This window comes from Actinacidiphila glaucinigra (assembly GCF_900188405.1).
Lineage (GTDB): Bacteria > Actinomycetota > Actinomycetes > Streptomycetales > Streptomycetaceae > Actinacidiphila > Actinacidiphila glaucinigra.
In genome coordinates, this window is record NZ_FZOF01000006.1 from 374,850 (window position 1) to 396,253 (window position 21,404).

The window sequence follows — 21,404 nt, forward strand, 5'->3', positions numbered from 1 at the left end:
CCGCTGTCGTACTCTCATGACCATGTCGCTCTACGCCGCCTACGCCGGCAACCTCGACGCCCGGCTGATGACGCGCCGCGCTCCGCACTCGCCCCTGCGCGGCACCGGCTGGCTCAGCGGCTGGCGCCTGACCTTCGGCGGCGAGCAGATGGGCTGGGAGGGCGCGCTCGCCACCCTCGTGGAGGACCCGCTGCACCAGGTCTTCGTCGGGCTGTACGACATCGCCCCGGTCGACGAGGAGCCGATGGACCGCTGGGAGGGCGTCCCGCTGGGCATCTACCGGCGCCACATGGTGCGGGTGCACACCCTCGACGGCGACCTGCCCGCGTGGATCTACGTCCTCAACGACTACGAGGGCGGTCTGCCGTCCGCGCGCTACCTCGGCGAGATCGCGGACGCGGCGGAGTCGGCGGGCGCTCCGCACGACTACGTAATGGAACTGCGCAAGCGCCCCTGCTGACCCGGCGGCAGGCCGGGCGCGGCGGCCTCCCCACGGCCCCGCGGGCCCCGTCAATCGGCGGATCCTCCGAAATTCCGCAGACCGTGACCTGGGACGTCTACGCGCGTAGGAGATAACCGGCTACTCTCATCGGCGTGAACTCTTCCGCAACTCCCCACGCCGCCCGCACCCCGCTCGGCGACCCGTACGCCGCCGCCACGGCCGCCGCCGCCCGCCTGCGCGAGCTGACCGGCGGCGAGACCCACGACGTCGCCCTGGTCATGGGCTCCGGCTGGGTGCCTGCCGCCGACGCCCTCGGCGAGGCCGATCACGAGTTCGCGGTGACAGAGCTGCCGGGCTTCCCGCCGCCCGCCGTGGCCGGGCACTCCGGCAAGGTGCGCTCCGTGCGGATCGGCGACAAGCGGGCGCTGGTCTTCCTGGGCCGCAACCACTTCTACGAGGGCCACGGCGTCGCCACCGTCGCGCACGGCGTGCGCACCGCCGTCGCCGCCGGCTGCAAGACCGTCGTCCTGACCAACGGCTGCGGCGGGCTGCGCCCCACCTACCGCCCCGGCCAGGCGGTGCTGATCGGCGACCACATCAACATGACGGCCGCCTCGCCGATCGTCGGCGCCAACTTCGTCGACCTCACCGACCTGTACTCGCCGCGGCTGCGCGCCCTGTGCAAGGAGGTCGACCCCTCCCTGGAGGAGGGCGTCTACGTCCAGCTCCCCGGCCCGCACTACGAGACCCCGGCCGAGATCAACATGGTCCGGGTCATCGGCGGCGACCTCGTGGGCATGTCCACCGCGCTGGAGGCCATCGCGGCCCGCGAGGCGGGCGCCGAGGTGCTCGGCATCTCCCTGGTGACCAACCTCGCCGCCGGCATGACGGGCGAGCCGCTGAACCACGAGGAGGTCCTGGAGGCCGGCCGCGACTCCGCCGCGCGGATGGGCAGCCTGCTCGCCCAGGTGCTCGAGCGCATCTGACCGCCCCACGCCCCCGGGTGGGACGGACCGGCGCCCCCGCGCCGGCACACCGCGCGCGATCCCAGGGGTGCCCGCACCCTGGTTAGGGAAGGCGACCTACGGGGAGGTAACCGGGCGGCGCTCGTCGCGGCGGCCCGCTCCGCCGCCGCCCGGCCGGACGGGATCCCGCCGCACGGCCTCCCGCCGTGGCACCGGTCGCGGGCATGACGGGCCGAAGGCCCCAGGCCGACCCGCGCGCGGCACGGGCGGCACCGAAGACCGAGACATCGCAGGAGCATCACGTGGCAAGCGCAAGCGAGAACGCGGAGCTGATCCCCCAGGCGCGCACCTGGCTGGCAGAGGACCCGGACCCCGACACCCGTGCCGAGCTCGAGGCCCTGCTCGCGGCCGTCGAGTCCGGTGACACGGCGGCTGCCGGCGACCTCACGGACCGGTTCGCCGGCACCCTGCAGTTCGGGACGGCGGGGCTGCGCGGGGAGGTCGGCGCGGGCCCGATGCGCATGAACCGCTCCGTGGTCATCCGGGCCGCCGCCGGTCTCGCCGCGTACCTCAGGGCGCAGGGCAAGGGCGACGGGCTGGTCGTCGTGGGTCACGACGCCCGCCACAAGTCGCTGGACTTCGCCCGCGACACCGCCGCCGTCATGGTCGGCGCCGGCCTGCGGGCGGCCGTGCTGCCCGGACCGCTGCCGACGCCGGTGCTGGCCTTCGCGATCCGCCACCTCGGCGCCGTCGCGGGCATCGCGGTGACCGCGAGCCACAACCCCCCGCGGGACAACGGCTACAAGGTCTACCTGGGCGACGGCTCGCAGATCGTCCCGCCCGCCGACGCCGGGATCGCCGACGAGATCGCCGCGATCGGCCCGCTGGCCGACGTGCCGCTGGCGGACGGCGGCTGGCAGGTCCTCGGCGAGGAGGTCGTCGAGGCCTACCTGGACCGCGCCGCCTCGGTCGTGGACCGGCACACCCCGCGCGACCTCTCGGTCGTCTACACCCCGCTGCACGGGGTCGGCCGCGACGTGCTGACCGCCGCCTTCGAGCGCGCCGGGTTCGCCGCGCCGCACGTCGTCGCCGAACAGGGCGAGCCGGACCCGGACTTCCCGACCGTCGCCTTCCCCAACCCGGAGGAGCCGGGGGCGATGGACCTGGCCTTCGCCGCGGCCCGGGCGCTCGGCCCCGACGTCGACATCGTCGTCGCCAACGACCCCGACGCCGACCGCTGCGCCGTGGCCGTGCCGGACCGCGCCGCCGCGGGCGGCTGGCGGATGCTGCGCGGCGACGAGGTCGGCGCGCTGCTCGCCACCCACCTGGTGCACCGGCGGGCCGGCGGCACCTTCGCGGCGAGCATCGTCTCCTCCTCCCTGCTCTCCCGCATCGCGGCCCGCGCCGGGCTGCCCTACGCCGACACCCTGACCGGCTTCAAGTGGATCTCCCGGGTGGAGGGCCTGCGCTACGGCTACGAGGAGGCGCTGGGCTACTGCGTCGACCCCGCGGGCGTGCGCGACAAGGACGGCGTCACCGCCGCCCTGGCCGTGGCGGAACTGACCGCCGAGCTGAAGGCCAAGGGCCGTACGCTCGCCGACCTGCTGGACGACATCGCCCTCGAGTACGGGCTGCACGCCACCGACCAGCTCTCGGTGCGGGTCGCCGACCTGTCGGTCATCGACGACGCGATGAGCCGGCTGCGGGAGCGGCCGCCCAGCTCGCTGGCCGGTCTCGCCGTCGTCACCGCCGAGGACCTCTCCAAGGGCAGCGCCGAGCTGCCGCCCACCGACGGCCTGCGCTACCGGCTGGCCGGTTCCCCGGGCGCCGGTGTGGAGTCGGCCCGGGTGATCGTGCGCCCGAGCGGCACCGAGCCCAAGCTGAAGTGCTACCTGGAGGCCGTCCTGCCCGTACCGGGCGCCGACCGGCTGGCAGCCGTCCGCGCCCAGGCCGCCGAGGTGCTGGCGGCCGTCAAGGCCGACCTCGCGACCGCCGCCGGACTCCCCCGGGACGAGGCCGCGGCCCAGGCCTGACGCCGCGCTGACGACGCCGCCCCGGCCGTGCCCACCCGGGCCCGACCGGGGCGGCGTCGTTGGCGCCCCGGTCGTCGGCGCCCCGCCTCCGGCTCAGCCGATGGCGAGCAGGACGATCATCACGACCGCTCCCGCCACCGCCGGGGCGATCACCTCGTACGCCCAGCGGACCGTGACCTCGCTCCGCGCGCCCTCCCGGCCGCCGTGCCGCTCCGCGAGCTCGCGCAACTCGTCCACCACGCGGTCGGACCAGGCCCGGGTCGTCTCCGGCGCACCGGGGCGGGACGCCAGCGTCGCACCCGGGTCGCCCGCCGCGGCGGCGCGCGTCTTGGCCCGCGCGGCCCGCTTGCGGGCGCGCATCGACACCGGGACGGCCCACACCTGGTACTTCTTGCCCTCCACGAACAGCTCGGTCGAGTAGCCGGAGCGCAGCCCCTCCACGGCGGCCCAGGACGCGGTGACGGTGCGGAAGGGATTGCGGACCAGCAGACGGTCGTCCCCGGCCCGGACGACCGGACGCAGGGTGAACGCGACAACCAGCGGCACGATCAGCAGCATCAGCGCGAGGGCCAGCCAGGGGGTGTTCCCCGTGCCGCGGACGATCGCGTCGACGCCGAGCCACAGCGTGATGGCGAGCATGATCACGCCGCCGGCGACACCGGCCGACGAGCGGTAGGAACGCTCGGCGTACTTCGGCTGCCCGGGGTCGGGCTGCGGTTCGGGGGCGGGGTTCTCTGAGCTCGTCATGAGATCAGATTGTGCCCGACCCCGGACCCGCGCCCGGCGGGGCGGAGGTTGCGTTAGTGCATCGGCGTCAGCGCCGGCCGGTCGCCGCCTACTCGTACGCCTTGTCCTGCGTGGAGTCGTAGACCAGCTTGCCCGCCGCGTCGTAGCCCTTGATGTGCGGCAGGGAATCCTCCGCCGCGGCGAGGACCCCGGTCGCGGCGAAGTAGCCGTGGTCGAGAGCGGCCTGCTGCGTGACGCCGCCCCAGGAGACGGTGACCTTGGCGACCCCGGGCTCGACCGTGCCGACGCTGCCCCAGCGGAAGGGGAACCGGTACGGCAGCCCCGGACCGGTGGCGGTGTCCTGCTTGTAGAGCCGGTAGGCGTTGTCGTCCGGCACGACGGGCCCGCGGCCCGGGGCGCCGTCCGCTCCGACGCTGCTGTTGATGCCGCCCGCCTTCCCGTCCTTGTCCGTGCAGATCAGGCGGGCGGGGGCGCCGTCCACGGTGCCGACCGCCACGACACGGATGCCGTCACCCGGGGAGTTCTCGTCACCGGTGGCGTTGAGCGCGAGGATCACCCGGTAGTCCTCGGCCTTCCCGTATTCGCTTGCGAAGGCGGACGCCTTTGGCTGGTGTTGCCCGCTGTACGCCAGGCACCTCTCCAGCACCTCACCCGCCCGCTCCATCGTGATCCCGTCCGCCAGTTGCCCCGGTGTCACCGGACCCGCCGGCCCGCTCGGCGACGCGCTCGTGCGCACCGGAGCGGAGGGTTGCACCTGGGTGGCGCTCGCCGTCACGGACGGGCGGGCGTCGTGCGCCGGCAGGGCGGCCTGGCCGCCGACGCCCGGCTGGTAGTGCATCGCGACGGCCGTGCCGGGCACCGCGACCAGCGCCGCCAGCCCGGCCCCCGCGGCGAACACCCGGCGCCTTCGGCTTGTTCTGCCCTGACGCAGGATCGTGGCGTAGGGCGCCTCGCTCGTGCGCAGCCCGTCCGTCTGCTCCTCGAGGAGCTCGCGCAGCCGCGCCTCGAACTCCGTGTCGCCGTCGGCGGGGCCGTACCCCGTCGTGTCTCCGCTGTCCCTCATCGGGCCCCTCCTTCTGTCTTCGTGTGCTTCGCCGTGCCCCACGGCCCTGTCCGCGTCCCCGCACCGGCCCCGACGGGCTCGGCGGCCATCACGGCGGTGCCCAGCCGGGCCCGCAACTTCGCCAGGCCGCGGGCCGCCTGGCTCTTGACCGTCCCCGCCGAGCAGCCCAGCGCGTGGGCGACCTCGGTCTCCGACAGGTCGTCCCAGTACCGCAGCACGACCACGGCCCGCTGCCGCGCGGGCAGCTCGCCGAGCGCCGCCAGCAGCTCCTCGCGCTGCGCCACCCGCGCCGTGGGATCGGCGCCGGCGCCCTCGGGCGGTACGTCCGTGAGCCGTTCGGCCACGCGTTTCTTGCGGAACCGGTCCTTGTTGCAGGTGATCAGGATCCGCCGCACATACGCGTCCGGGTTGTCGCTGCGCTGCACCCGCCGCCAGGACCGGTAGGCCTTGGCCAGCGCGGTCTGCGCGAGGTCCTCGGCGTGATGCCCGTCACCTGTGAGCAGATAGGCGGTCCTGACCAGATGGGTCCATCTGGCACGGACGTAGCCTTGGAACTCCGCCTCGTCGTCTGGATTCATCGATGACCCCCTTCACCCACCAGACCACCGGTTCCGCCGATTCGGTTGCCGGGCCACCCGTAAGGGGACGGACGGATCCGCCCCTACCGGTGACATTCGCTACGCGCGTAGATATGCTGGGCTGGTGACCATGCCCACCACTGTTCCCGCTCACGGCCCCGACGCCGCGGCCCGGCTGGCGTCCATGGCCGACGTCACGGCCTCCGACGCCGCGCTGCGCCGCTTCCTGCACGGGCTGCCCGGCGTCGACGCGGTCGGCCTCGAAGCCCGCGCCGCAAGCCTCGGCACCCGTTCGATCAAGACCACGGCGAAGGCCTACGCCATCGACCTGGCGATCTCGATGATCGACCTCACCACGCTCGAAGGCGCGGACACCCCGGGCAAGGTCCGGGCGCTGTCCGCCAAGGGCGTCAACCCGGACCCGACCGACCGCACGACCCCCAGGGTCGCCGCGATCTGCGTATACCCGGACATGGTCGCGACCGCCAAGGAGGCCCTGGGCGACTCCGGCGTGCACGTCGCGTCCGTCGCCACCGCCTTCCCGGCCGGCCGCGCCGCACTGCCGGTGAAGCTCGCCGACACCGCCGACGCGGTGGCCGCGGGCGCCGACGAAGTGGACATGGTCATCGACCGCGGCGCCTTCCTGGCCGGCCGCTACCTGAAGGTCTTCGAGGAGATCAAGGCGGTCAGGGAGGCCTGCCGCCGCCCCGACGGCAGCTCCGCCCACCTCAAGGTCATCTTCGAGAACGGCGAACTGGCGACGTACGACAACATCCGCCGCGCCTCCTGGCTCGGCATGCTCGCCGGCGCCGACTTCATCAAGACCTCCACCGGCAAGGTGGCGGTCAACGCCACCCCCGCCAACACCCTGCTGATGCTCGAGGCCGTGCGCGACTTCCGCGCCGCCACGGGCGTCCAGGTCGGCGTGAAGCCCGCCGGCGGCATCCGCACCTCCAAGGACGCCATCAAGTTCCTGGTCCTCGTCAACGAGACCGTGGGCGACGAGTGGCTGAGCAACGAGTGGTTCCGTTTCGGCGCGTCCAGCCTGCTGAACGATCTGCTCATGCAGCGCCAGAAGCTGAGCACCGGCCGCTACTCCGGTCCCGACTACGTGACGGTGGACTGAGAACTCCGATGACACAGACCAAGAAGAACCAGCAGCCCCAGCCGGCCGCGCAGCCGAAGCCGGGCTCCGCCTTCGCGTACGCCCCGGCGCCGGAGTCCCGCTCCGTCGTCGACATCGCCCCCTCCTACGGCCTGTTCATCGACGGCGAGTTCAGCGACGCCGCCGACGGCCGGGTCTTCAAGACCGTGAGCCCCTCCTCCGAGGAGGTCCTCTCCGAGGTCGCCCAGGCCGGCGAGGCGGACGTGGACCGGGCCGTCAGGGCCGCCCGCAAGGCCTTCGCGTCGTGGTCGGCGCTGCCCGGCTCCGAGCGGGCCAAGTACCTCTTCCGCATCGCCCGGATCGTCCAGGAGCGCTCGCGCGAACTGGCCGTCCTTGAGTCGCTGGACAACGGCAAGCCGATCCGGGAGACCCGCGACGCCGACCTCCCGCTGGTCGCCGCGCACTTCTTCTACTACGCCGGCTGGGCCGACAAGCTCGCGCACGCCGGTTTCGGCCCGGCCCCCCGCCCGCTGGGCGTGGCCGGCCAGGTCATCCCGTGGAACTTCCCGCTGCTGATGCTGGCGTGGAAGATCGCCCCGGCGCTGGCCACCGGCAACACGGTCGTCCTCAAGCCGGCCGAGACCACCCCGCTGTCGGCGCTGTTCTTCGCCGACATCTGCCGCCAGGCGGGCCTGCCCAAGGGCGTCGTCAACATCCTCCCCGGCTACGGGGACGCCGGCGCCGCGCTGGTCGCCCACGAGGGCGTCGACAAGGTCGCCTTCACCGGCTCCACCGCCGTCGGCAAGCAGATCGCCCGCACCGTCGCCGGCGGCAGCAAGAAGCTCACCCTGGAGCTGGGCGGCAAGGGCGCCAACATCGTCTTCGACGACGCGCCGATCGACCAGGCCGTCGAGGGCATCGTCAACGGCATCTTCTTCAACCAGGGCCAGGTGTGCTGCGCGGGCTCCCGCCTGCTGGTCCAGGAGTCCGTCGCGGACGAGGTGCTGGACGCGCTCAAGCGCCGGCTGTCGACGCTGCGCGTCGGCGACCCGCTGGACAAGAACACCGACATCGGCGCCATCAACTCCGCCGAGCAGCTGGCCCGGATCACCGCGCTCGCCGAGGCCGGCGAGGCCGAGGGCGCCGAGCGCTGGTCGCCGGCGTGCGAACTGCCCTCCGCGGGCTACTGGTTCGCGCCGACGCTCTTCACCGGGGTCACCCAGGCGCACCGCGTCGCCCGCGAGGAGATCTTCGGCCCGGTGCTCTCGGTGCTGACCTTCCGCACCCCGGCAGAGGCCGTGGAGAAGGCCAACAACACCCCGTACGGCCTGTCGGCGGGGATCTGGACGGAGAAGGGCTCGCGCATCCTGTCGGTCGCGAACCAGCTCCGGGCCGGTGTGGTGTGGGCCAACACGTTCAACAAGTTCGACCCGACCTCGCCCTTCGGCGGCTACAAGGAGTCGGGCTTCGGTCGCGAGGGCGGCCGCCACGGTCTGGAGGCGTACCTCGATGTCTGATAAGTCCGAGAAGGCCGAGGCAGTGCGGCTGTCCGTCTTCAAGACCTACAAGCTGTTCGTCGGGGGCAAGTTCCCCCGCAGCGAGAGCGGGCGGGTGTACGAGGTGACCGACGCCAAGGGCAAGTGGCTCGCCAACGCCCCGCAGTCCTCCCGCAAGGACGCCCGTGACGCGGTGTCCGCCGCCCGCAAGGCCTTCGCGGGCTGGTCGGGCGCGACCGCGTACAACCGGGGGCAGATCCTCTACCGCGTCGCGGAGATGCTGGAGGGCCGCCGGGAGCAGTTCGTCCGCGAGGTCGGCGAGGCCGAGGGGCTGTCGAAGTCCAAGGCGGCGGCCGTGGTGGACGCCGCGATCGACCGCTGGGTCTGGTACGCGGGCTGGACCGACAAGATCGCCCAGGTCGTGGGCGGCGCCAACCCGGTGGCCGGGCCGTACTTCAACCTGTCGAGCCCGGAGCCGACCGGGGTCGTCGCGGTCGTCGCACCGCAGGAGTCGTCCTTCCTGGGCCTGGTCTCGGTGGTCGCCCCGGTGATCGCCACCGGCAACACCGCGGTCGTGGTGACGAGCGAGCGGGCCCCGCTGCCCGCGCTGTCGCTGGGCGAGGTGCTGGCCACCTCCGACCTGCCGGGCGGGGTCGTCAACATCCTGTCCGGCCGCACCTCCGAGGTCGCGCCGACGCTCGCCGCGCACATGGACGTCAACGCCCTGGACCTGGCGGGCACGGTGGACGACGCCGCGCTCGCCAAGGAGCTGGAGATCGCGGCCGCGGACAACCTCAAGCGCGTGCTCCGTCCACAGGCTGTGGACTGGGCCGCCGAGCCCGGCACGGACCGCATGACGGCCTTCCTGGAGACCAAGACCGTCTGGCACCCCGCGGGGGCCGGCGCGGCCTCCGGCTCCGCGTACTGATCCCGTCTCCCGGCGGCCCGTCCCGCCGCCGGGGGACGGCACTGCCCGCACGACCGGCGGCGGGCCCCCGCGACCGATGTGTCGCCGCGGGGGCCCGCCGCCGTACGCGTTCCGGCACCGCGTCAGCCGCCCTGCAGGGTCCTGACGGTGTCGCCGATCAGCGGCAGGTCGGAGACCGTGCGGCTGTCGGCGACCGGCTTGGTGACGTCCGCGGTGGAGACCGGCTTGAAGTCGGCGACCTGCGAACCCACCGCGTTGTCCAGCGGGTTGACGCTGGTCTGGGCGAACGGGTTCACCGGCAGGTGGTTCACCGTGCCGATCAGGGCCGACGTCGCCGCCCGGCCGGCCTTGGCGGCCGTGGCCGCCCCTTCGCTCTGGGCGTCCGCGTGCGCCGCCCCCGCCGAGGCGACGGCCGCGGCGGACGACACCGCGAGGACGGCGGCGCGGAGAAGAGTGCGGGAGAACTGCGGCATGAGGATCCACCTGCCTGGTCGCCGGCCCGCTCACGGACCGGTCCCGGAACGGCGTTGACGACCGTCCCCGTACGCGACAATGACGTCACTCACGGTAGTTGGTTGAACATCACGTATCCAAAGCATGTCCCGGCGGGTCACTCCAAAGACGGAATGCCTCACACTGGTGTCCCGTGAGCTCTCGCCCTCCCGCCGCCCGCGTGATCCTGCTGACCGGCCCCTCCGGGTCCGGCAAGTCCTCCCTCGCCGCCCGCACCGGCCTCCCGGTCCTGCGACTGGACGACTTCTACAAGGAGGGTGACGACCCGTCCCTCCCGATGCTGCCGAGCGGCATCGGCGCCGACTGGGACTCCCCGCTGTCCTGGAACACCGACGCGGCGGTCGCCGCCGTCGCTGAGCTGTGCGCCACGGGCCGGACCGCCGTCCCGGTGTACGAGCTGTCCACCAGCTCCGTGACCGGACGGGCGGAGGTGGACATCGACGGGGCGCCGCTCTTCATCGCCGAGGGCATCTTCGCCGCCGACATCGTCGCGCGCTGCGCCGAACTCGGCCTGCTCGCCGACGCGCTGTGCCTGAGCCGCGGCGCGGTCACCACCGCTCGCCGCCGCTTCGTCCGCGACCTGCGCGAGGGGCGGAAGTCGCTGCCCTTCCTGCTGCGCCGCGGCTGGAACCTGATGCGCGCCGAGCGGGGCATCGTCGCCCGGCACGCGGAGCTCGGGGCGCATGTGTGCGACCGGGACGAGGCACTGGAACGGATCGGTCGTGCATCTTTTCCATCGATCGCCGTCCGGGTTTGAACGAAACGGCGCGCGGGTCCGTAAGGACATGCGTGAGGGAGCGGTGCGCGCAGACCCCCCGCTGGGCGCGACCGCTCCCTCTTGCCTCCCCCGGTTCCCCCGTTCCCCCCGTGGGTCCCCCGTTTCCCCGTTCCCCGTTCCCCCCGGCGTCAGGCCACCAGCTCGCCGAACGCCGCCTCCTCGTCGACGCCCGCGCTGAGCGTCTGGTCCTCGCGCAGCCGGCGCAGGGAGCGCCAGATGCTGCTCTTCACCGTGCCGACGCTGATGCCGAGGATCTCGGCGATCTCCGGGTCGGTGCGGCCCTCGTAGTAGCGGAGCACCAGCATCGTGCGCTGCGGCTCCGGGAGCTTGGCCAGCGCCTGCCACAGCACGGCCCGCAGTTCGGTGCCGCGCATCGCGTCCGTCTCGCCCGCCGTCTCCGGCAGCTCCTCGGTCGGGTACTCGTTGAGCTTGCGGCGCCGCCAGGCGCTGATGTGCAGGTTGGTCATGGTCCGGCGCAGGTAGCCGCCGACCGCGGCCTTGTCGCTGATCCGGTCCCAGGCGCGGTAGGTGGAGAACAGCGCGCTCTGCAGCAGGTCCTCCGCCTCGTAACGGTCGCCCGTCAGGTGGTAGGCGGTCGCGTACAGGGAGGCCCGGCGCTCCTGGACGTAGGCGGTGAAGTCCGCGTCCGCCGTGAAGCACCGCTCCCCCGGGATCTCCCGGGCCCCCGTGGCCTCCCCGTAGGCGACACCCCCGTGCCCCCCGTCTCCCCCGTGACCCCCTTCGATCGCCGTGATGTACGGCGGCCGGTTGCGGACCACCTGACGCCCGGTGCCACGAGCGCACCCCCGCCCGCCCGTGGCACCGGACTTCTCGACGCCCCGGCCCGCGGTGTGCAGGCGCGGCTGAAGGACTGCGGTGGTCGTCGTGCTGTGCAGTGCGTTCATTTCGCGCCCCCCGTGGGTGGAGCCGGTCTGGTCTTCATACCTGTCCGGCGAGGGCCGCCCGGTGGCGTCCCCGTCGATGGGCAATAGCCTGCCGCGTCAGTTTCATGGCGCTGTCCGCCGAGTGTCACAGCCCCGTCACAGACCACGGCGGTACCTTCCACGGGTCCTCTTGGGAGAGAATGCGAGCGTGCCTTTCCTGTTGCTGATCGAGGACGACGACGCCATCCGAGCGAGCCTCGAACTCGCCCTGTCGCGCCAGGGCCACCGTGTGGTGGCCGCGGCGACGGGCGAGGACGGGCTGAACCTGCTGCGCGAGCAGCGGCCGGACCTGATCGTGCTGGACGTGATGCTCCCGGGTATCGACGGCTTCGAGGTGTGCCGGCGCATCCGGCGCACCGACCAGCTGCCGATCATCCTGCTGACCGCGCGCAGCGACGACATCGACGTCGTCGTGGGCCTGGAGTCCGGGGCGGACGACTACGTCGTCAAGCCCATCCAGCCGCGTGTACTGGACGCCCGCATCCGCGCCGTGCTGCGCCGCGGCGAGCGGGACAGCACCGACGCGGCCGCCTTCGGCAGCATCGTCATCGACCGCTCGGCGATGACCGTCACGAAGAACGGCGAGGACCTGCAGCTCACGCCGACCGAGCTGCGGCTGCTGCTGGAGCTGAGCCGCCGCCCCGGTCAGGCCCTGTCCCGGCAGCAGTTGCTGCGCCTGGTGTGGGAGCACGACTACCTCGGCGACTCGCGTCTGGTGGACGCCTGTGTGCAGCGGCTGCGCGCCAAGATCGAGGACGTGCCCTCGTCGCCGACCCTGATCCGTACCGTCCGGGGTGTCGGGTACCGCCTGGACGCGCCGGCGTGAATCCACCGCACGACGAGTACCCGGCCGCCGACGACGGGACGGACCGGCGGCTGAGCGGCTGGAGGTCACGGCTGCTGCGGCTCACCAGCCTCCGGCTGCGCCTGGTCGCCGTCTTCGCCGCCGTGGCGCTGGCGGCCGCCGTCTCCGCCTCCGGCATCGCGTACTGGCTCAACCGCGACGCGGTGCTGACGCGCGCCCAGAACGCCGCCCTCAACGACTTCCGCGCCTCGATGACCCGCAACGCGGGCTCCCTGCCGCGGTATCCGTCCTGCGACAAACTGGCCGACGCCGCGCGCAGCATCGGCGCCAGCACCCAGACCTACCAGGTGCTGCTGATCGGCACCGGCCCGGACGGCGAGCGCTGCGCGACCAAGTCGCTGAGCGACGGCTTCTCGCTGGACGCCGTCCCCTCGACGCTGCGCAAGGCCGTCAGCAAGCGCAACCCCAAGACGGGCGACCCCGCCGAGTACCACCTGTACTGGCAGCGGGTCACCCGCAACGGCCAGCCGTATCTGGTGGGCGGGGCCAAGGTGATCGGCGGCGGGCCGACCGGCTACATGTTCAAGTCGCTGGAGGCCGAGCGCAAGGACCTCAACTCGCTGGCCTGGTCGCTCGGCATCGCCACCGCCCTCGCCCTGATCGGCGCGGCCCTGCTCGCCCAGGCCGCGGCCTCCACCGTGCTGCGGCCCGTGGCTCGCCTCGGGGACGCCGCCAGGAGGCTCGGCGAGGGCAAGCTCGACACCCGGCTGCGGGTCACCGGCACCGACGAACTCGCCGAGTTGTCACGGACGTTCAACCGCACCGCGGAGCGGCTGGAGATGCGGGTCGACGAGCTCAGCCAGCGCGAGGCGGCCAGCCGCCGCTTCGTCGCCGACATGTCGCACGAGCTGCGCACCCCGCTGACCGCGATCACCGCCGTCACCGAGGTACTGGAGGACGAGGCGGACTCCCTCGACCCGATGATCGCCCCGGCGGTACGGCTGGTGGTGAGCGAGACCAAGCGGCTGGGCGAGCTGGTGGAGAACCTGATGGAGGTCACCCGCTTCGACGCGGGCACCGCGCGCCTGGTCATGGACGACGTCGACGTCTCCGACCTGGTCACCGCCTGCATCGACGCCCGCGCCTGGCTCGACGCGGTGGAACTGGACGCGCCGCGCGGCATCATCGCGCTGCTCGACCCGCGCCGCATGGACGTGATCCTCGCCAACCTGATCGGCAACGCCCTCAAGCACGGCGGCTCGCCGGTCCGGGTCAAGGTCAGGCAGGACGGGGACGAGCTCGTCGTCGAGGTCGCCGACAACGGCCCCGGCATCCCGGAGGACGTGCTGCCGCACGTCTTCGACCGGTTCTTCAAGGCGGACGCCTCCCGCGCCCGTTCCGAGGGGAGCGGCCTGGGCCTGTCCATCGCCCTGGAGAACGCGCACATCCACGGCGGAGAGATCGCCGCGGCCAACGACCCCGCCGGCGGGGCGGTGTTCACGCTGCGGCTGCCGATGCGCACCGGGGCGGGCCAGGCGGCGGAGACCGAGGAAGGAAACGAGGGCACGTGACGCAGCCGTCCCGGGGCACCGCCCCGGACGCCCAGGGTCTGCCGTCCGCGGGCGCCGCCCGTCGCCGGCGCGCCCCGCTCCTCGCCCTGCTCGGCGTGGTCCTGCTGGCCGGCTGCGGCATCCGCACCACCTCGGTGCCGGTGGACGCCGGACCTGCGCCCTCCCGCGTCTCCTGCGCGGTGCCGGACGAGGAGGCGAGCGCCACGGCGACGGCCTCCGCGTCGCCCCGCGGGCTGACCGCCCGGGTGTACCTGGTGTGCAGCGCCCAGGTGGCCGGGGTGAACCGCTCCGTGCGGACCGAGGGCCTGGACCAGCTGGGCGTGGCCGTGCTGCTCCTGCGCGAGCTGCAGCGCAAGCCGCGCGGCGGCGAGTCGTCGGCCGGCTTCACCACGGCCGTGCAGGGCGACCTGGCGGTGGAGGGACCGCGCCGCGGCGACCCCCGCGGATCGCTCCGGCTCAGCGCCCCGCTGGGCGACCTGCCGCCGTTCGCGCTCGCGCAGCTGGTGTGCACCTTCGCCGGTACGGGCGCGGGCGCCGGCAGCGGCGGGGTGCTCCTGGGCGGCTCCGACGACACCCCGGTGCGCCGCTTCACCTGCACCGGCGACCTGCGCACCGACCCCGAGGCGGCGGAAACCGCTGGAACCGCCGTGAAGTGACAGACGTCCTTCCAGGCGTGCGGCGCGACGGCTCTCTCCCGAAAGTGCGCGCGGTGGGCCTGGTACTCGCCGCGGTGCATCTGGCTCTGGTCGGGTGGCTGATGCTGCGTCCGCAGTACGTGCCCTGGGTGGACGCCCCCAATCTCCGTCCGTTCGCCACCATCCGCTCCGACCTCGCCATGGGGCCCGCGGAGGCGGCCGGCCGGATCGCCTCGGGGATGGCGCTGCTGGCCCCGCTGGGCGTGCTGCTGCCGATGGCCGGCGGCCGGGTGCGGGTGTCGGCGACGGGGTCGTTCGCACGCACGGTCTTCGCGGGGCTGATGTTCTCGCTCGCCCTGGAGTTCGTGCAGACCGGGGTGCCGGGGCAGATCTTCGACGTGGACGCCCTGCTGCTCAACACGGCCGGGGTCGCGCTGGCGCATCTCGCCGTGGTGCCCGCGGCGCGCGCCTGGGCGCACCGGCGCAGCGTCCGCCGGCAGGACCGGCTGACCGGGACTCAGGGGCGGACCCCGAGGATTCCCAGGGTTGGGATCGCACCGTAGAGCGATGATTCGCGGTGTTATGCGCTCGTACGGTGATGTCATCGGCCGGAGAGACCGGCCTGGACTCCCGAAGGAGCACCCGCCATGTCCGCACTGGTCCGCCCCCGTCACGGCCGGATGATCGCCGGGGTCTGCGCCGGGCTCGCAGACCGGTTCGGCACCTCCGCCACCACGATGCGCGTGATCTTCCTGCTGTCGTGCCTGCTGCCCGGGCCGCAGTTCCTGCTCTACCTCGCGCTGTGGCTGCTGCTGCCGAACGAGGGGAGCGCGAAGGCCGCGGTGTGACGCCACCGGCCCCGGAGAAGCACCGGCGGGCCGCACCCCGAGGGGGCGCGGCCCGTCCGCCGTGCGTCCGGGTGGCGCTCAGCCGCCGATCGGCAGGCCCTGCAGCGGGAGCTGACCCAGCGGCAGCTGGCCGCCGACCGGGAGGCCGCCGAGCAGCGTGCTCACGCCCTGGGGGGCGTTCTGCACACCGGGGACGAGGTTGGTCGACTTCGGCAGGCCGCTGGTGACGGCGCCGACCGGGACCGCCTTCGCGACATTGGCGACCGGCACGGAGGCCGGCAGGGCCGAGGCGTCCGGCAGGCCCAGGTTGGTGTCCGTGGGAGCTGCGGAGGCGACGCCCGCGGCGGCCCCGACGAAGGCCACGCCCAGCGCGGCGGCACCGAGAGTCTTGACGGTTCCGGTCTTCATGGTTGCGATCCTCGTGATGGGGGATGGTGCGTCCGCCGCGGCACACACGGATGGTGTTCGCGGGATTTCGGAACGTAGCGACGGAACGCGGGGCGGTGCAAGCACCGCGAACGGCCGCCCCGGGCCCGGGCCGGCCCGCCGCCGCACGGCGGGACGGCCCGGGCCTCACCCCTCTTCCGGCGAGGAATCGCTGGCCACGGCGGTGGCGGCGGCCGTCTGGCGGAACAGCCACTCGGCCTTCAGCTCCGAGTATCCGGGCTTGATCACGTCATTGATCATCGCGAGACGTTCATCGAAAGGGATGAAGGCGGACTTCATCGCGTTGACCGTGAACCACTGCATGTCGTCGAGCGTGTAGCCGAACGCGGCCACCAGCTCGGCGAACTCGCGGCTCATGCTCGTACCGCTCATCAGGCGGTTGTCGGTGTTCACCGTGACCCGGAAGTGCAGCCGGCGCAGCAGTCCGATGGGGTGCTCCGCGTACGAGGCGGCCGCGCCGGTCTGCAGGTTGGAGGTGGGGCACATCTCCAGGGGGATGCGCTTGTCGCGCACGTAGTTGGCCAGCCGCCCGAGGGAGACCGTGCCGTCCTCCGCGACCTCGATGTCGTCGATGATGCGCACGCCGTGGCCCAGCCGGTCGGCGCCGCACCACTGCAGGGCCTGCCAGATGGAGGGCAGGCCGAAGGCCTCGCCAGCGTGGATGGTGAAGTGGAAGTTCTCCCGCTGGAGGTACTCGAAGGCGTCGAGGTGGCGGGTGGGCGGGAAGCCGGCCTCGGCGCCCGCGATGTCGAAGCCGACGACGCCCCGGTCGCGGTACCGGATGGCGAGTTCGGCGATCTCCTGCGAGCGGGCGGCGTGCCGCATCGCGGTGAGCAGGGCGCCCACCCGGATCCGGCCGCCCGCCTCTCGGGCCCGCCGTTCGCCCTCGCGGAAGCCCTCGTTGACGGCCTCCACGACCTCGTCGAGGGAGAGCCCGCGTTCGACGTGGAGTTCGGGGGCGTAGCGCACCTCGGCGTAGACGACGCCGTCCGCGGCGAGGTCCTCGGCGCACTCGGCGGCGACCCGGGTGAGCGCCTCGCGGGTCTGCATGACGCCGACCGTGTGCGAGAAGGTCTCCAGGTAGCGCTCCAGCGAGCCGGAGTCGGCGGCCTCGCGGAACCAGGTGCCGAGTTTGTCCGGGTCGGTCTCCGGCAGGCCGTCGTATCCCGACGCGCGGGCCAGGTCGACGACGGTCCCGGGGCGGACGCCGCCGTCGAGGTGGTCGTGGAGCAGCACCTTGGGTGCGCGGCGGATCTGCTCGGGCGTGGGGGTGGCCCCCGCAGCGCCCGCGGGGAAGGGGAGCGTGCTTGAGCTCGTCATTTCCGAAACATACCCCCTACGCGCGTAGAACTCTTGGATGATGCCGAATATTGACCTCCTGGCCAGGTCATGCACACCTTCCCGTCTGCCATGGTTACGCCATGGCTTCGCAAGCTTTACCGGTGCGTGGTGCGCGGTTGGGAAAGAGAGTGACACCGGGTCTGAACCCGGCGGCCCGGCGGGATACGGACGACGAGGCGGTCCGTGCCGCCGTGCTGCTGCTGCCCGGCGGCAGTGCGCTGAGCACCCGTCGGCGCTCCCCCGTGGCCGCCGCGGCGATGGTGCCGCTGGCACGTCGGCTGGTGCGGACGGCGGGGCGTGGCGAGGGCCTGGCCGTGCACGTCGTGCACTACCGGTTCCGCGGCTGGAACGGCGGTCACGCCCACCCCGCCGAGGACGCGCAGTGGGCGGTCGACGAGGTCGTCCGCCGCTACGGCGACGTACCGGTGTCGCTGGTCGGCATGGACATGGGCGGCCGCGCCGCGCTGCGGGCGGCGGGCCACCCGGCCGTCAACTCCGCCGTCGCCATAGCCCCGTGGCTGCCGGACACGCCCGAGCCCGATCCGGTGAAGCAGCTGATAGGCCGCCACGTCCTGATCGTGCACGGCACGAACGACGGCTCCACCCACCCCGACCTCTCCTACCGGCTGGCCGAGCGGGTGAAGAAGGTCAACCGGGACGTGTGCCGGTTCGAGGTGCACACCGACGGCCACCTGCTCCACGACCACCGGGCCGAAGTCGCCTCGCTGACGTCTGACTTCGTCCTCGGCACCCTGCTGGGGCGGTCCTTCGCCCGCCCGGTCGCCGACGCGCTGGCCGCCCCTCCCCCGCTCGGCCTGCGCATGCCCCTGGCCTCCGGTTTCGGCCGCTCCCCCCAACTGCGCTGAGCCGTCCGGCGGCCCCGGGCTCACCGCCGGCCGCCCACCCTCCGTTCGACGAGGTCGGCGACCCGGGTGAACCCGGCCGCCTCGTCCTCGGGCAGGGCGGCGCCGGGACCGGCCAGGAGGACCGACGCGGCCAGGCGGAACATCAGGGCGCGCAGGAGCAACTGCGCGCCCTCGGCGCCGGGGACGGCCGAGTCCACCAGGTCGTGCGGGGCGCCGTGGTGGAGGAGGCCGTCGACCGCCACGATCGCGTCGGCGTACGCGACGGGTCGCCAGTACGGGGAGAAGTCGATGACCGCGGGGTCCCGGCCGGCCGCGAAAAGGACGTTCCCCGTCAGGTCGCCATGGATGAGCCGGGCCGGTGCGTCGACCGGTGCGCGGAGCCGCTCCAGCCGGGCGAGCGGCCTCCGGACGTCCGCCGGCATCCGCGCCGTCGCCTCTCCCCAGGCGAGGCGATCGGCCACCGCCCACGGATGCCGCCGCGTGTCCAGGTGAGCGGGACGCGGCACATCGCGCAGGGCCTCGTGGAAGGCCCTTCCCGCGGCCAGCAGGGCAGCCCATCTTCCGGCGGGGCCGGGCTCCCCCGGCAGGAACTCGGTCGCCGCCCAGCCTTCGACGACGTGGCCGCCGTCCGCGGAGCGCAGGAACCGCGGCACCCGGAAGCCCCGGCGCCCCCGCAGACGTTCCATCAGCCCCGCGGCCCATTCGGTCTCCGCCGCGTCGGCGCCCGGCTTCAGCACCGCGCCGGCCACCCGGACGCTGTGCCCTTGGCCTCCTGCGAGCGGCTCGGGCCGTCCGGACAGCCCGAAGGCCTTGAGGACACGCGGGGGCGGCGGGACCGCGTCGGTGGCACGGGGCATGCCCCGTATCCTCCGGGACCGGCGGCACCCGGCGCATCCGGGTTCCTGGCCGGCCGGCGCGGGCGGTGCCGTCAGTCGGGGAGGAGCTGCCCGCGCCTGCCGAGCAGGAACTTCTTGAACGCGGCGACGGGGGCCGTGTCGGCGTGACCGCCGAGCCAGGCCACTCCGATCTCCCGGACCGCGCGCGGGGCGGTGACGGTCAGCTCCACGACACCGGGGCGCGGCACGAGCGGGGGCGGCAGCAGGGCCACCCCCAGCCCGGCGGCGACCAGACCGCGCAGGGTCTCGGCCTCCTCGCCCTCGAAGCCCACCCGGGGGGTGAAGCCCGCCTCCGCGCACAGGGCGTCGGTGATGCGCCGCAGCCCGTATCCCGCCTCCAGGCTGACGAACAGCTCCCCGGACGCCTCCGCCAGGCGCACCCGGCGGCGGGAGGCGAGCCGGTGGTCGGCGGGGACGACCAGCCGCAGCCGCTGCTCGTCCAGGCGCCGGACGACCAGGTCGGGCGCGTCCGGCACCGGTGAGGTCAGGCAGAGGTCCAGCTCGCCCGCGCGCAGCCCGGCGAGCATCGCCTCGCCGTAGTTCTGCACGAGCTGGAAGCGGATCCGCGGGTGGTCGGCGCGGAAGGCCCGCAGCAGGGCCGGTACGGTCTCCGGGCCGAGCGTGTGGAGGAAGCCGAAGGCGACCCGTCCCGACTGCGGGTCGGCGTCGGCGCGCACGGACTCGGCCGAGCGCTCCACCTCGCCCAGCGCCCGCTCCACGGAGGCGAGGAAGCCGTGGCCCGCGGGGGTGAGCGAGACCGTACGGCCCTGACGGGCGAAGAGCGTGACGCCCAGGTCGAGTTCGAGCCGGACCATGGCCCGGCTGAGCGTGGACTGGGGCACCCCCAGCTCGCGCGCCGCGCGGGTGACGTGCTCGTGCCGCGCCACGGCGGCGAACTGGGCGAGCCGGGGTGCCAGCACCGCCGCCCAGGACGCGCTGTCCAGCTCCGCGCGCATGTCTGCTGCGTCACGGGGCGGCGACGGCGATCGGGCTGACCTCGCTTCATGCACCATGGGAACGATTATGGCCACTGTGTGCATTGGACGCATGAAACGGGCCCCGCCTAGCGTGAAGGCATGTCTCCCGCCGATACAGGGGCGTCCACCGTGACACGGCCGGGCGCCGCCGCCTCCGCCTCCTCAGCCGCCACGCTCCGGCCGGGTGAGCCCGGCTACCGCCGCGCCATCCTGGCCCTGTTCGCCGCGGGTCTCGCCACCTTCGCCCTGCTCTACTCGACGCAGGCGCTGCTGCCGGTGCTGTCCACGGGGCTGTCCCTCAGCCCGGCCCAGGCGAGCCTCACCGTCTCGGCCACCACCGCCGCGCTGGCGCTGTCCCTGCTGCCGGTGAGCGCGCTCAGCGAGAAGTACGGGCGCACGGCCGTGATGACGGCGTCGGTCTTCAGTGCCTCGGCGCTGGCCCTGGTCATCCCGTTCGCGCCGGACCTGACCACCCTGGTCGTGCTGCGCGCCGCGCAGGGCGTGGCCCTCGCCGGGCTCCCGGCGACCGCGATGGCGTACCTCGGCGAGGAGATCCACCCCAAGGCGGTCGCCTCCGCGATCGGCCTCTATGTCGCGGGCAACAGCATCGGCGGCATGAGTTCCCGGGTCCTGACCGGCGCCGTCGCGCAGGCCTTCGGCTGGCGCGCCTCGCTGTTCGCCGCCGGCGTGATGGCCGTGCTGTGCGCCGTCGCCTTCCGCCTGCTGATCCCCACCGCCCGCAACTTCCGTCCCGGCCCGGTCAGTCCCGTCGCCCTGTGGCGCACGGTCACCGGTCACCTGGGCACCCCGCTGCTGCGCCGGCTCTACCTGATCGGGCTGCTGTTCATGGCGGTCTTCGGCGCCGTCTACAACGTGCTGGGCTACCGGCTCGCCGCCGGGCCCTTCGGCCTGTCGCAGACCGCGATCGGCCTCGTCTTCCTGGTCTACCTGGTCGGCACCGGCGCCTCCGCGGCCTCCGGCGTCCTGCACGGCCGGCTCGGGCGGCGCGGTGCCCTGTACGTCGCCGTGGTGCTGGCCGCCGGCGGGCTGCTGCTCACCCTCGCGGACTCCCTGGCCGCCGTGCTGACCGGCCTGGTCCTGATCACGGCCGGCTTCTTCACCGGCCACTCCATCGCCTCCGGGGCGGTCAGCCGGACCGCCACCACCGGCCGCGCCCAGGCCTCCGCGCTGTATCTGACCGCGTACTACATCGGCAACAGCGTCGGCGGCACCCTCGGCGCCTCCGCCTTCCACTCCGCCGGCTGGGACGGCACGGTCGCCCTGTGCCTGGCCGCCGTCCTGGGCGTCGCGGGGATCACCCTGCACGCGACCCGGCGCGCGGTCGCGGACCGGCGGCTCACCGTTCCGGCGGGACGGACGGCCTGACGGACGGCCTGACGGAGCGGAACGCGAACGGGACCGGTGG

The 21,404-nt window shown here is 73.7% G+C and carries 23 protein-coding genes; 14 read left to right on the forward strand and 9 right to left on the reverse strand.

The window, feature by feature from the left end; translation table 11 throughout:
• The first annotated feature begins 22 nt into the window (after positions 1 to 22).
• The 3 genes from CHF15_RS15325 (at position 23) to CHF15_RS15335 (ending at position 3,440) form a co-directional block, all read left to right on the forward strand.
• Positions 23 to 460 (forward strand): gamma-glutamylcyclotransferase, encoded by a 438-nt coding sequence (locus CHF15_RS15325; RefSeq protein WP_089224457.1) that lies wholly within the window; start codon positions 23 to 25, stop codon positions 458 to 460.
• Positions 461 to 594: 134 nt separating this feature from the next.
• A complete protein-coding gene (locus CHF15_RS15330; protein WP_018561312.1) occupies positions 595 to 1,428 on the forward strand; it encodes a purine-nucleoside phosphorylase in 834 nt (277 codons plus the stop codon).
• A 281-nt stretch (positions 1,429 to 1,709) separates the two neighbouring features.
• Positions 1,710 to 3,440: a phospho-sugar mutase gene (locus tag CHF15_RS15335; RefSeq protein ID WP_089224324.1), complete on the forward strand. Its 1,731-nt coding sequence runs from the start codon at positions 1,710 to 1,712 to the stop codon at positions 3,438 to 3,440.
• A 93-nt stretch (positions 3,441 to 3,533) separates the two neighbouring features.
• Here CHF15_RS15335 and CHF15_RS15340 read toward each other — a convergent pair whose 3' ends face one another.
• The 3 genes from CHF15_RS15340 to CHF15_RS15350 form a co-directional block, all read right to left on the reverse strand.
• Complete coding sequence (locus CHF15_RS15340) at positions 3,534 to 4,187, reverse strand: PH domain-containing protein (RefSeq protein WP_089224325.1); 654 nt, start codon at positions 4,185 to 4,187, stop codon at positions 3,534 to 3,536.
• 88 nt (positions 4,188 to 4,275) lie between these two features.
• Positions 4,276 to 5,250 carry a hypothetical protein gene (locus CHF15_RS15345; RefSeq protein WP_089224326.1) on the reverse strand — a complete coding sequence of 325 codons (975 nt, stop codon included), beginning with the start codon at positions 5,248 to 5,250 and terminating at the stop codon, positions 4,276 to 4,278.
• Positions 5,247 to 5,828 (reverse strand): SigE family RNA polymerase sigma factor, encoded by a 582-nt coding sequence (locus tag CHF15_RS15350; protein WP_089224327.1) that lies wholly within the window; start codon positions 5,826 to 5,828, stop codon positions 5,247 to 5,249. Before CHF15_RS15350 ends, CHF15_RS15345 begins: the two co-directional genes overlap by 4 nt.
• A 130-nt stretch (positions 5,829 to 5,958) precedes the next feature.
• Here CHF15_RS15350 and deoC point away from each other — a divergent pair, with 130 nt between their 5' ends.
• The 3 genes from deoC to CHF15_RS15365 are packed head-to-tail and all read left to right on the forward strand — an operon-like array spanning position 5,959 to position 9,357.
• Positions 5,959 to 6,954 carry a deoxyribose-phosphate aldolase gene (deoC, locus tag CHF15_RS15355; protein WP_179279814.1) on the forward strand — a complete coding sequence of 332 codons (996 nt, stop codon included), beginning with the start codon at positions 5,959 to 5,961 and terminating at the stop codon, positions 6,952 to 6,954.
• An 8-nt stretch (positions 6,955 to 6,962) separates the two neighbouring features.
• A complete protein-coding gene (locus tag CHF15_RS15360) occupies positions 6,963 to 8,450 on the forward strand; it encodes an aldehyde dehydrogenase family protein (RefSeq protein ID WP_089224328.1) in 1,488 nt (495 codons plus the stop codon).
• Positions 8,443 to 9,357 (forward strand): aldehyde dehydrogenase family protein, encoded by a 915-nt coding sequence (locus CHF15_RS15365; RefSeq protein ID WP_089224329.1) that lies wholly within the window; start codon positions 8,443 to 8,445, stop codon positions 9,355 to 9,357. Before CHF15_RS15360 ends, CHF15_RS15365 begins: the two co-directional genes overlap by 8 nt.
• Positions 9,358 to 9,479: 122 nt before the next feature.
• Here the strand turns inward: CHF15_RS15365 and CHF15_RS15370 are convergent, their stop codons facing one another.
• The gene (locus tag CHF15_RS15370; protein WP_089224330.1) at positions 9,480 to 9,830 is read right to left on the reverse strand and encodes a hypothetical protein; all 351 of its coding nucleotides are present in this window, start codon (positions 9,828 to 9,830) and stop codon (positions 9,480 to 9,482) included.
• A gap of 173 nt (positions 9,831 to 10,003) precedes the next feature.
• Between CHF15_RS15370 and CHF15_RS15375 the strand changes: the two genes are divergently transcribed.
• On the forward strand, positions 10,004 to 10,627 hold the full coding sequence (locus tag CHF15_RS15375; protein WP_245938837.1) for a uridine kinase family protein: 624 nt from the start codon (positions 10,004 to 10,006) through the stop codon (positions 10,625 to 10,627).
• Between the two features lie 149 nt (positions 10,628 to 10,776).
• Here CHF15_RS15375 and CHF15_RS15380 read toward each other — a convergent pair whose 3' ends face one another.
• The gene (locus CHF15_RS15380; protein ID WP_089224332.1) at positions 10,777 to 11,553 is read right to left on the reverse strand and encodes a SigE family RNA polymerase sigma factor; all 777 of its coding nucleotides are present in this window, start codon (positions 11,551 to 11,553) and stop codon (positions 10,777 to 10,779) included.
• Between the two features lie 187 nt (positions 11,554 to 11,740).
• On the opposite strand from CHF15_RS15380, the gene CHF15_RS15385 reads away from it, so the two are divergent.
• The 5 genes from CHF15_RS15385 to CHF15_RS15405 all read left to right on the forward strand — a co-directional run bounded on the left by CHF15_RS15385 (position 11,741) and on the right by CHF15_RS15405 (position 15,451).
• The gene (locus CHF15_RS15385) at positions 11,741 to 12,418 is read left to right on the forward strand and encodes a response regulator transcription factor (RefSeq protein WP_179279800.1); all 678 of its coding nucleotides are present in this window, start codon (positions 11,741 to 11,743) and stop codon (positions 12,416 to 12,418) included.
• Positions 12,415 to 13,968 carry a sensor histidine kinase gene (locus tag CHF15_RS15390; RefSeq protein WP_375822085.1) on the forward strand — a complete coding sequence of 518 codons (1,554 nt, stop codon included), beginning with the start codon at positions 12,415 to 12,417 and terminating at the stop codon, positions 13,966 to 13,968. Before CHF15_RS15385 ends, CHF15_RS15390 begins: the two co-directional genes overlap by 4 nt.
• Complete coding sequence (locus CHF15_RS15395; protein ID WP_179279801.1) at positions 13,965 to 14,624, forward strand: hypothetical protein; 660 nt, start codon at positions 13,965 to 13,967, stop codon at positions 14,622 to 14,624. The genes CHF15_RS15390 and CHF15_RS15395 overlap by 4 nt, the downstream gene beginning before the upstream one ends.
• Before the next feature lie 53 nt (positions 14,625 to 14,677).
• Positions 14,678 to 15,166 (forward strand): VanZ family protein, encoded by a 489-nt coding sequence (locus tag CHF15_RS15400; RefSeq protein ID WP_089224334.1) that lies wholly within the window; start codon positions 14,678 to 14,680, stop codon positions 15,164 to 15,166.
• A gap of 84 nt (positions 15,167 to 15,250) precedes the next feature.
• Entirely contained in the window at positions 15,251 to 15,451 is a 201-nt protein-coding gene (locus CHF15_RS15405; RefSeq protein WP_089224335.1) for a PspC domain-containing protein, read from the forward strand.
• 78 nt (positions 15,452 to 15,529) lie between these two features.
• On the opposite strand, the gene CHF15_RS15410 is transcribed toward CHF15_RS15405, so the two are convergent.
• Both CHF15_RS15410 and CHF15_RS15415 read right to left on the reverse strand, forming a co-directional pair.
• Positions 15,530 to 15,859, reverse strand: a complete 330-nt coding sequence (locus tag CHF15_RS15410; protein ID WP_089224336.1) for a hypothetical protein — start codon at positions 15,857 to 15,859, stop codon at positions 15,530 to 15,532.
• A 165-nt stretch (positions 15,860 to 16,024) separates the two neighbouring features.
• Positions 16,025 to 17,218: an adenosine deaminase gene (locus CHF15_RS15415; RefSeq protein WP_089224337.1), complete on the reverse strand. Its 1,194-nt coding sequence runs from the start codon at positions 17,216 to 17,218 to the stop codon at positions 16,025 to 16,027.
• A gap of 101 nt (positions 17,219 to 17,319) precedes the next feature.
• On the opposite strand from CHF15_RS15415, the gene CHF15_RS15420 reads away from it, so the two are divergent.
• A complete protein-coding gene (locus CHF15_RS15420; protein WP_089224338.1) occupies positions 17,320 to 18,105 on the forward strand; it encodes an alpha/beta hydrolase in 786 nt (261 codons plus the stop codon).
• Positions 18,106 to 18,125: 20 nt separating this feature from the next.
• Here CHF15_RS15420 and CHF15_RS15425 read toward each other — a convergent pair whose 3' ends face one another.
• Complete coding sequence (locus CHF15_RS15425) at positions 18,126 to 18,962, reverse strand: aminoglycoside phosphotransferase (protein ID WP_181449810.1); 837 nt, start codon at positions 18,960 to 18,962, stop codon at positions 18,126 to 18,128.
• 71 nt (positions 18,963 to 19,033) lie between these two features.
• Positions 19,034 to 20,014: a LysR family transcriptional regulator gene (locus tag CHF15_RS15430; RefSeq protein WP_378357161.1), complete on the reverse strand. Its 981-nt coding sequence runs from the start codon at positions 20,012 to 20,014 to the stop codon at positions 19,034 to 19,036.
• 63 nt (positions 20,015 to 20,077) lie between these two features.
• Between CHF15_RS15430 and CHF15_RS15435 the strand changes: the two genes are divergently transcribed.
• Positions 20,078 to 21,364: an MFS transporter gene (locus tag CHF15_RS15435; protein WP_089224340.1), complete on the forward strand. Its 1,287-nt coding sequence runs from the start codon at positions 20,078 to 20,080 to the stop codon at positions 21,362 to 21,364.
• Positions 21,365 to 21,404: the final 40 nt, after the last annotated feature.